The sequence below is a fragment of the Streptacidiphilus sp. BW17 genome, assembly GCF_041262485.1.
Lineage (GTDB): Bacteria > Actinomycetota > Actinomycetes > Streptomycetales > Streptomycetaceae > Streptacidiphilus.
Map to the genome: position 1 here is coordinate 106,760 of NZ_JBGCCR010000025.1, position 9,282 is coordinate 116,041.

7 protein-coding genes are annotated in these 9,282 nt (G+C 72.6%); 2 read left to right on the forward strand and 5 right to left on the reverse strand.

Translation table 11 applies throughout. From position 1 onward, the window contains the following. Positions 1–70: 70 nt before the first annotated feature. From ABH940_RS26515 to ABH940_RS26535, 5 genes are read right to left on the reverse strand one after another with little or no spacing between them, the layout of a single operon-like run. Positions 71–2,344 carry a GNAT family N-acetyltransferase gene (locus ABH940_RS26515; protein WP_370106335.1) on the reverse strand — a complete coding sequence of 758 codons (2,274 nt, stop codon included), beginning with the start codon at positions 2,342–2,344 and terminating at the stop codon, positions 71–73. Continuing rightward, on the reverse strand, positions 2,341–3,624 hold the full coding sequence (locus ABH940_RS26520) for a lysine N(6)-hydroxylase/L-ornithine N(5)-oxygenase family protein (protein ID WP_370065677.1): 1,284 nt from the start codon (positions 3,622–3,624) through the stop codon (positions 2,341–2,343). The genes ABH940_RS26515 and ABH940_RS26520 overlap by 4 nt, the downstream gene beginning before the upstream one ends. A 13-nt stretch (positions 3,625–3,637) precedes the next feature. After that, a complete protein-coding gene (locus ABH940_RS26525) occupies positions 3,638–5,122 on the reverse strand; it encodes an aspartate aminotransferase family protein (protein ID WP_370106336.1) in 1,485 nt (494 codons plus the stop codon). A 51-nt stretch (positions 5,123–5,173) separates the two neighbouring features. Continuing rightward, positions 5,174–5,998, reverse strand: a complete 825-nt coding sequence (locus ABH940_RS26530) for a siderophore-interacting protein (RefSeq protein ID WP_370106337.1) — start codon at positions 5,996–5,998, stop codon at positions 5,174–5,176. Continuing rightward, positions 5,998–7,011 (reverse strand): ABC transporter substrate-binding protein, encoded by a 1,014-nt coding sequence (locus ABH940_RS26535; RefSeq protein ID WP_370106338.1) that lies wholly within the window; start codon positions 7,009–7,011, stop codon positions 5,998–6,000. Before ABH940_RS26535 ends, ABH940_RS26530 begins: the two co-directional genes overlap by 1 nt. Before the next feature lie 118 nt (positions 7,012–7,129). Here ABH940_RS26535 and ABH940_RS26540 point away from each other — a divergent pair, with 118 nt between their 5' ends. Then, complete coding sequence (locus ABH940_RS26540) at positions 7,130–8,164, forward strand: FecCD family ABC transporter permease (RefSeq protein ID WP_370106339.1); 1,035 nt, start codon at positions 7,130–7,132, stop codon at positions 8,162–8,164. Continuing rightward, positions 8,161–9,177, forward strand: a complete 1,017-nt coding sequence (locus tag ABH940_RS26545; protein WP_370106340.1) for a FecCD family ABC transporter permease — start codon at positions 8,161–8,163, stop codon at positions 9,175–9,177. Before ABH940_RS26540 ends, ABH940_RS26545 begins: the two co-directional genes overlap by 4 nt. The last annotated feature ends 105 nt before the right edge of the window (positions 9,178–9,282 follow it).

Genomic DNA, 9,282 nt, shown 5'->3' on the forward strand with positions numbered 1-9,282 from the left:
CTCGGGACCATCGTCGACGTCAGGTCCTGGGAGCCACGACGGGCAGGTGTGGTATGGGGCCGCCCGGCTCCTACCGGTTTCGGACCAGCGGATTGGCCAGCGTGCCGGCGAACTGCAGCGCGCCGGACGGATCGGTCAGGTCCACCATCTGCCGGTTGTCGCGCAGTTGCAGCCGGTTCAGGCAGGAGAGCGGGAAGCGTGCGGCGAACAGGTCGTGGCGGGCGAAGCGTTCGGCCAGCTGCGGGTGGGCTGCCTGGTAGCCGCGGATGACCTGCGCGACCGTGCCCCAGAAGACGTGCTGGTCGAGCGCCCCGCAGGCGTGCAACTCGGCGGAGAGGAACCGCAGGAAGCAGTCGAAGACGTCCGTCTGCACCGACAGCGCCCAGTGCTCCTCCGGGACCTCGGCGCGGATCCGAGCCACCTCCGGAGGCAGCGGGACGGCCTTGTCGAGGACGGCGATCTCCTCGGCTATGTCCTTGAAGAAGACGCGGAGCGGCGTGCCGTGCTCGTCCAGGACCAGGAGGACGTTCTCGCCGTGCGGCATGAACGTCAGCCCGTAGGCGAACAGGCAGTGCACCACCGGTACCAGATAGGCCGTCAGATAGCGGCGCAGCCACTCCACGGCCGTCAGGCCGGAGTCGGCGACCAGCGCAGCGGCGAAGGACGCGCCGTCGCGGTCGGTGTGGAGCAACGCGGCCATGGTGACGGCGCGTTCGCCCTCGCGCAGCAGCGCCAAGGGGCTCTCGCGCCAGAGCGCGGCGAGCATCTTCTGCTGCGGTGTGCCCTTCGGGTAGCGGGGATGGCGGTAGCCGACCGCCGCGTGCTCGCGGAGGATCGAGAAGTCGCAGGCGGTCAGCGTCGGATCAGTGGCGACCAGGTCGGCCAGCCAGTCGTTGATTGCGGGCGTGTGCTCCATGTAGTCGGCCGAAAGGCCGCGTACGAAGCCCATGTTGAGCACGGACAGCGCCGTCTTGACGTAGGGCTTGCCGGGGACGGTGGTGTTGAAGAAGGTGCGGATCGACTGCTGCGGAAGATGGCTCTCACGGCCCTCGCCGAGCAGCACGATCCGGCCCGCCGCGATCTCGTCGGCGTAGGTGACGGCGATCCGGTTCTGCCACTGCCACGGGTGGACGGGGATCAGCAAGTGGTCGTCCAGGCCGTCGGGCACCTGAAGCGTCAGGTCGACCAGGTCGGCGGGGTCGACACCGTGCCCTGCCGCGACGACGGCGTGGTCGGGGTGGACGGCGACCCAGAGCAGGCGGACCGGAGCGCCGACCTCGGGCGCGTACCGCGGGTACTCGGCCGCGTCGAAGCCCAACCGGCCGTTGTTGGCGACGAAGCACGGATGGCCCTCGGTCATGCCCGCCTCGACGGTCTGAAGATCGGCCGCCGCCAGCTCGGCGGCCGGGACGGGCGGGAGTGAGAGCTTGTAGGCGGCCGAGGCGAGGGTGCTGGTGACCTCCTCCAGGTAGAGCGGCAGCACGGTGTCGGTCAGCCCCAGGCTCCGGCGCAGCTCCCGCACCAGCTCGGCCGCGTCCAGGGGCAGGCTGGTTCCGTCGGCGGTCCGGACGCGGGTCAGTGACTCGGGGTCGATCCGCCAGTGGTCCAGCGCCAGCAGCTCGGCGCGGAAGCGGTAGGCCACCGAGTCGTCGTCGCCGCCGACGCCGTACCAGCCCCCTCCCTCGGGGAGCGGGACCGGACTGATCAGGCGCTCGTGCGCGAACTCGGCCAGCGCCTTGCGGACCAGATGCCGGTTGGCCGCCGCCCACAGCTCCGGCGTGAGGTGGGCGAGCGGGTCGCGGTCGCCGGTCGCGGCGTGGAACTGCTCGCGGGTGCAGGTGCTGAGCAGCGCGCGCTTGCCCGAGCGCGGCAGCGTGACCGGGCGGACCGGGCGGAAGCCGACGGCGGCGTTGAGCGCGTGGACGGCGCGGTTGCGCAGGTCCGGCTCGACCACGACGCGACGCACCGCCGGGTCGGCGAAGAGCTCGCGCAGCACGGCGGTCATGGCGGCGCGGGTGAAGCCGGGGACGGGTGTGTCGGTCGGAGCCGTGAGGAGATGCATGCCGACGTCGCCGGCCAAGGCTCGGTGGACGTCGGCGAGTTCGCCCGACGCGATGTCGTAACGCTCCGTCAGGACGGCGGGCTCGCCCCGGAACAGGCCGATCCGGGCGTCCAGCGAGCGGTACTCGCGGGCCACGTCGGCGACGGTGGCCTGTTGCATCAGCCAGAAGACGGCCTTGGGGTCGGTGACCCAGCCGTGCAGCAGCGCGGCGTCGGCGTCAGGGTCGACGGGACGGAAGGTGAAGTCGTCGGGGTGGGCCTCGAAGCGGGCGTTGCGGTTCATGCGGCGGAGAACTCCTGGAAGGCGATGCGGCGCTCGATCGGGTAGACCTCGCGTCCGGTCAGCGAGCAGATGATGCTGGAGTTGCGGTACGCGCCCATGCCGAGGTCGGGGTCAGCCAGGCCGTGTGTGTGCAGGGCGGCGTTCTGGACGAAGATCTCGCCACGGTCGCCCGTGTCCACGGACCAGTCGCGGCGCACCGCGAGGCGGCCCTGGCTGTCGCGGGCGATCCGGTCGGCGATGCCGGACAGGAACGGCGGCTCCTGGTAGCGGTAGCCGGTCGCCAGCACCAGGCCCTCGGAGGTGAGACCGTGCACGACGTCCTGTTCGCGCTGGTGCAGCGTCAGCTCGTACTGCTGCTTCTCCTTGTTCCAACGGGCTGCCGTCAGCTCGGTGTTGGTCAGCAGCCGGGTCGGCACCGGGCCGTCCAGGCTCTTGGCGTAGAGGAGTTCGTGGAGGGCGTTGACGGTGTCGGAGCTGATGCCCTTGTAGAGGCCCTTCTGCGCGGCGGCGAGGGTGTCCCGGACCGGGTAGGGGAGGGCGTGGAAGTAGTCGACGTACTCCGGCGAGGTCAGCTCCAGCGTGAGCTTGGTGTACTCCAGCGGGAAGAAGCGCGGCGAGCGGGTGGCCCAGGTCAACCGGTAGTCGTGGCGGTCGATGTCGGCCAGCAGGTCCTGGTAGATCTCCGCCGCGCTCTGGCCGCTGCCGACGACGGTGATGCTGCGGCACCGGCGCAGTTCGTCGGCGTGGTCGAGGTAGCGGGAGCTGTGCACGGCCGGGCCGTCCAGCCCGTCCAGCGCCGCAGGCAGGTGCGGCGGGGTGCCGGTGCCGAGCACCAGCCGACGGGCGTGGTGGACCTCGCCGTCGGCGCACTCGACGCGGTAGCGCTCACCGTCGGGCTCGTAGGTGATCGCGGTGACGTCGCGCCCGAACCGGATGGTGTCGAGCCGGGAGGCCGCCCAGCGGCAGTAGTCCACGTACTCGCGGCGCAGCGGGAAGAAGTTCTCGCGGATGTAGAACGCGTAGAGCCGCCCGGTCTGCTTGAGGTAGTTCAGGAAGGAGAACGGCGAACCGGGGTCGGCCAGGGTGACCAGGTCGGCCAGGAAGGGGGTCTGCAGGCTTGCCTGCTCGAGCAGCATGCCGGGGTGCCAGTCGAACTCCGGCCTGCGCTCCAGGAAGACGCCGTCGAGATCGGGCACCGGATCGGTCAGGCAGGCCAGGCCCAGGTTGAACGGGCCGAGGCCGACGGCGACGAAGTCGTGGGTACGCGTGGTGTGGCTCAAGGGTGACTCCGGTTCAGGCGGCTCGGGCGAGGTCGAGGTAGGCCTCGGCGTGTGCGGCGATCAGGTCCAGGACGGCGGCGAGGTCAGCCGTGGTGGTCTCCGGGTTGAGCAGGGTGAACTTGAGGTGGTGCCGGCCGTCCACGACCGTTCCGGCGACCATGGCCGCGCCGCTGGCGGCCAGCGCGTCGCGGGCGTGCAGGTTGGCGGCGTCGAGCAGGTCCTCCCGATGTGCCGAGCGGGGACGCGGAGCCCAGCGGAAGACGAGCGTGCTGAGCTGCGGCCGGACCACGACCTCGAAGCGGTCGTCGGCCGCCAGCAGCTCCCAACCGTCGGCGGCCAGGTCCACCACGGCGTCGAAGAGCGCGCCGACGGCGTCCGCGCCGAGGGTGCGCAGGCTGAGCCAGAGCTTGAGGGCGTCGAAGCGCCGGGTGGTCTGCAGGCTCTTGTCGACCTGATTGGGGATGCGCTGTTCGGTCATGCGCTTCGGGTTGAGGTAGTCGGCGTGGTAGGTGGCGTGCCGCAGCGCGGACCGGTCGCGGACCAGCAGGGCGCTGCAACTCACCGGCTGGAAGAACGACTTGTGGAAGTCGACGGTCACCGAGTCCGCTCGCTCGATGCCGTCGAGCAGCGCGCGGCGGGTCGGTGAGACCAGCAGCCCGCAGCCGTAGGCCGCGTCCACGTGCAGCCACACGTCGTGGCGGTCACAGAGGTCGGCGATCGCCGGGAGCGGGTCGATGCTGCCGAAGTCGGTGGTCCCGGCGGTGGCGACGACCGCCACGGGCACCTCCCCGGCGCGGCGGCAGCGCTCCAACGCGCGTTCCAGCGCGGCCGGTTGCATCCGGCGGTCGGTGTCGCAGGGGACGGCCACCACCGCGTCCGGTCCGAGCCCGAGGAGTGTCGCGGCCTTGGTGACGCTGAAGTGCGCATCGGACGAGGCGAGGATGCGCAGCCGGGGAAGCATGGACAGGTCGCCGCCGCACGCCTCCTGACGGGCGATCAGCAGCGCCTGGAGGTTGGACTGCGTGCCGCCGCTGGTGAAGACGCCGTCCGCGTGCGGGCCGAGGCCGATCCGCCCAGCGGTCCAGTCGATCAGCCGCTGCTCGATCAGCGTGCCGCCCGCGCTCTGGTCCCAGGTGTCCAGCGAGGAGTTGACCGCCGCCAGCACGGTCTCGCCGAGCAGCGCGGGCAGCAGGACCGGGCAGTTGAGGTGGGCCAGATAGCGCGGGTGGTGGAACCAGACCGCGTCCCGGAGGTAGAGCCGGTCCAGCTCGTCGAGCGCGGCGTCCGGGTCGGGGAGGGGGACGTCCAGGTCGATCCCGGCGAACTCGGCAGCGAGGGCATCGGGGGTGACACCGGTGAACGGACCGGCGCTTGCCGCCCGCACCGCGCGGGCGGCGACCCGTCGGGCGCCGTGGTGGACGAGGTCGACGTACGCGTCGGCGGAGGCGGCGTGGAGGAGCTGGGTCCGTGCGGTCCGTGGGTGCTGCGGGGTGGCCATGGGCTTCCTTCGGGCAGGGCAGGTTGTTCAGGGGACTGACTGATGGTCGGTTCAGCGACCAGCGGGCTGGGGTGGTATCGCGACGGCCTCGGCGACCAGTTGCTCCTCGGTCGCTCCGAGCCGCCAGTAGCCGGTGAAGGTGACCGCGGCTCGGGGGAAGCCGCGCCCGTGGACCAGATGGCGGCGGAGCGCCCGGACGCCGCCCGCCTCGCCCGCGATCCAGGCGTACGGCGTGCTGCCCGGCAGCGGGCAGTGGGCGAGCGCGTCGGGAAGCCCGCCGGGTGTGAGCCAGTGCACCTGGGCGTCCGTGCTGCCGCTGGGCAGAGCGCGGCGGTCCGCACGGTCCGGGACCTCGACGAAAGCACGGACGGGCAGGCCCGGGTCCAGTGTTTCGAGGATGGCGGCGATGGCCGGGAGTGCCGTCAGGTCCCCGGCCAGCAGGACCGCGTCGGTTCCGGGCGGCGGGCGGAAGTCGACGCCGGCGTTGTCGGGGTCGGTGGGGCCGAGCGCGAGCGCGCGGTCCCCGGGCCGTGCCGCGGCGGCCCAGCGTCCGGCGGGCCCGGTGCCGCCGTGGACGGCGAAGTCGACGTCCAGCACACCGGGACGCCGGGCGCCGACGGTGTAGCTGCGCATGATGCCGCGCCGCGCCGGGTCCAGCGTGCGCCAGGCGGCGAACCACTCACTGCCCGCCCCGGTGGGCACGAGCGGGTCGAGCTCGCCCGGTTGCGGGAGGAAGAGCTTGAACCGCTGGTCCCGGCCGCCCGAGCGGAAGTCGTCGATCCGCGGTCCCGTGAAGGTGATCCGTATCGTCGACGCGCCGAGCGGTACGGCGCGCGCCACCCGCAGCCGGAAGAAGTCCCAGCCGGAGGCGGCCATCAGGCCACCCGCTTTGCGCGGTCGAGCGCGGCGGCGAGTTGCTCGATCAGCGGAGCGCAGCCCGCGTAGGAGAACCGCACCTCGCTGAGCCAGGGGATCACCTGACCGGCTTTGACGGCGGGGAGTTGCTGCCAGGTCGGCTTGGCGGTGAGGTCCGTGGGCTGGAGGGCGGAGCTGCGGCTGTCGAGTAGGATCAGGTCGGCCGCGTAGGTGTCGGCGTTCTCCCAGCTCAGCGGCTCGAAGAAGCCGCCCTGGACCTTGGCCGGGGTGACCAGCTCGACGCCGAGGCTGCGGTAGTAGCTGAGGTCGGGATAGACGCCCGGAACCGAGACGTAGAGCAGGTCCGCGCCGGCGGAGGCGGCCATCACCCGCAACCCGCGCTTGGCCTTGGCGGCCTGACGGACCGTCTCCACCGCCTGCTCGAACCGCCTCTTGGCGGCGACCACCGCGCTCCCGGTCGGGTCCGCTCCCAGCAGCCCGGCCAACTGCTCGTGGCGGCGCAGAGGTTCGGGCAGTTGGACCTTGGCGATGGTGATCCCGGCGGTGGGCGCCAGCGCGGCGATCGTGTCCTTGCTCGCGTCCGGGACGTACCAGAGCTGGCTCGGCACCCACATGTCGGTGACCAGCAGCTGCGGGCGCAGCGCGGCGTACTTCTCCAGGTCGAACTCGCCCCAGGCGTTGCCGAGGACCGTCAGCTTGGCGAGGTCGAGGTTCCCGGCCATCGGATCGGGCCTGCCGTCAGCGAGGCGGGTCGGGCCGAAGACGCCGACGATCCGGTCGGTGACGCCGAAGTCGTGGAGCGCGGCGGCGGTGCCGGTGTAGGCGACGACCCGGCTCGGGCGCTGGGGAAGCGCGATGCGCGTGCCGCGGTCGTCGGTGAAGGTCCACGGTTCGCCGGAGCTTGTGGCGGAGCGTGGGACGGAGCTGCCGGAGCCGCAGGCGGCGAGGAGGGCGCCGAGTCCGGTGATGCGACCGGCGGCGAGCACGGAACGGCGGGTGGGGTGAAGTGGCATGGCGGTCCTGGTGGTTCGGTGGTTCAGGGAGGGCCGGGGAGAACCCTTTGCCAGGGCAACTTAGGGTAGCCTAACCTAAGTTTTGATCGGCCTTGCCGCCACCCTGAGGAGGACCCCGATGACCACGGCTCCGTCGGCCCCGGCAGCCACCACGGCTGACCCGCCCTCATCGCCCGCGCCCGGCCTCACGCGGGCGCTGACCGCTGCGGTGCTGCTGGCGGCCGTGCTGGTCCTGTCGCTGGCCCTCGGCGCGCGGGCTCTCTCGCCGCAGGCGGTCTGGCAGGGCCTCACCGATCCGGCGGCGCCCGCCTACGACGTCGTCCACGGCCTGCGCCTGCCGCGCACCCTGCTCGGGCTGCTGGCGGGAGCGGCGCTCGGGACGGCCGGGGGAGTCCTGCGTGCGCTGACCCGCAATCCGCTCGCCGACCCGGGACTGCTCGGCATCAACGCCGGTGCGTCAGCGGCCGTCGTCACCGCGTCCGCCGTCCTCGGCCTCGGCGGCTTCGCCGGCGCGGTCTGGTTCGCCTTCGCCGGGGCGGCGGGGGTCGCCGTGCTCGTCTACGCCGTCGGCGGCGGTCGCGCCGCCACCCCCGCCCGGCTGGTGCTGTCGGGGACGGCGGTCAACGCCGCGCTCTACTCCTACGTCAGCGCCGTCGAGCTGCTCGACAGCGACGCGTTGGACCGGATGCGGTTCTGGACCGTGGGATCGCTCGCCTCCGCGTCGCTCGGCACGGTCGCCGCGCTCGCACCGTTCGTGGCGTTGGGACTGCTGCTCGCGCTGCTGCGGGCCCGTCCGCTCGGCGCGCTCGCCCTGGGCGAGGACACGGCCCGTGCCCTCGGCTCCCGGCTCACCGCGACCCGCGCGGGAGCGGTCGCGTCCGTCACGCTGCTCTGCGGCGCGGCCACGGCGGCCTGCGGACCGATCGTCTTCGTCGGGCTGCTGACGCCGCATCTGGTCGAGCGGTTCACCGGCCCGGACCCGCGACGGCTGCTGCCGTACTGCGCGGTGGCCGGCCCCTGCCTGCTGCTGGCCGCCGACGTCCTCGGCCGCCTGGTGGCCCGGCCCGGCGAACTCCAGGTCGGAGTGGTGACAGCCGTGGTGGGCGGCCTGCTGCTGCTCAACCTGCTGCGCGTCCGCCGAGGTGACGCATGAGGTGCACAGGGCGCGTGAGGCGCACGACGCGGCGCGCGCGGACCGTGACCGCCTTGCTCTGCGTGGCCGCCCTCGTCGTCGCCGTGGTGGTGCTCGGCAGTGGGGACGTCCCGATCGGCCCGCTCGACGTGCTGCGCAGCCTCGTCGGCGCGAACGCGACGAGCGACCCGAGCACGCACTTCATCGTCTGGCAGCTGCGCCTGCCCCGCGTGCTGACCGCACTGCTCGCCGGAGCGGCGTTGGCGCTCTCCGGCGCGGTGTTCCAGTCGCTGGTACGCAATCCGCTCGGCAGCCCGGACGTGCTCGGCTTCACCCAGGGCGCGGCCACCGGTGCGCTGAGTGCGATCGTCCTGTTCGGCGGCGGCGCGCTCGCTGTCCCGCTGGGCGCGGTGATCGGTGCCCTGGCGGCCGGTGGATCGGTGCTGCTGCTCGCCGGGCGGGGTGGGCAGCACCTCGTCCTGGTGGGGATCGCGGTGGGCGCGGTCCTGACCGGCGTCAACGGCTATCTGCTGACGCGTGGTCAGCTGACGGACGCGGCACGTGCGATGCTCTGGCTCACCGGCAGCCTGGACGGCGCGGACTGGAGCGGTGCGATGCTGCTGCTGGCCGTGCTCGGGCTGCTCGTGCCCGTCGTCTGCCTCGGCTACGGGCGTGCACTGCGGCTGCTGGAACTCGGCGACGACGCCGCGACCGCGCTCGGCGTCCCGGCCGAGCGCACGCGACGGACGCTGCTGGTGGCCGCGCTGCTGCTCGCGGCGGCGGCCGCTGCCGCCGTCGGGCCGGTGGCCTTTGTCGCGCTCACGGCACCGCAGGTGGCCCGCCGTCTGACCCGCTCACCCGGTCCCAACCTGCTGCCGTCGACGGCGACGGGAGCGGTGCTGTTGGTACTGGCGGACTGGATGGCACAACGTTTGGTGCCCGGCCACCAACTCCCCGCAGGGGTGGTGACCGGGCTGCTCGGCGGCGGATACCTGATCTGGCTCCTGGCCGCTCAACGCCGGACGGCGGCCTGAGGGCCCTAGGTGTATTGATCCGCAGCGTTGTTGACTCGGCTGATGGGGGTTTGGCCTCCGAGTGCGGTGTGACAGCGATGGTAGTTGTAGCGGTGGAGGAAGCCG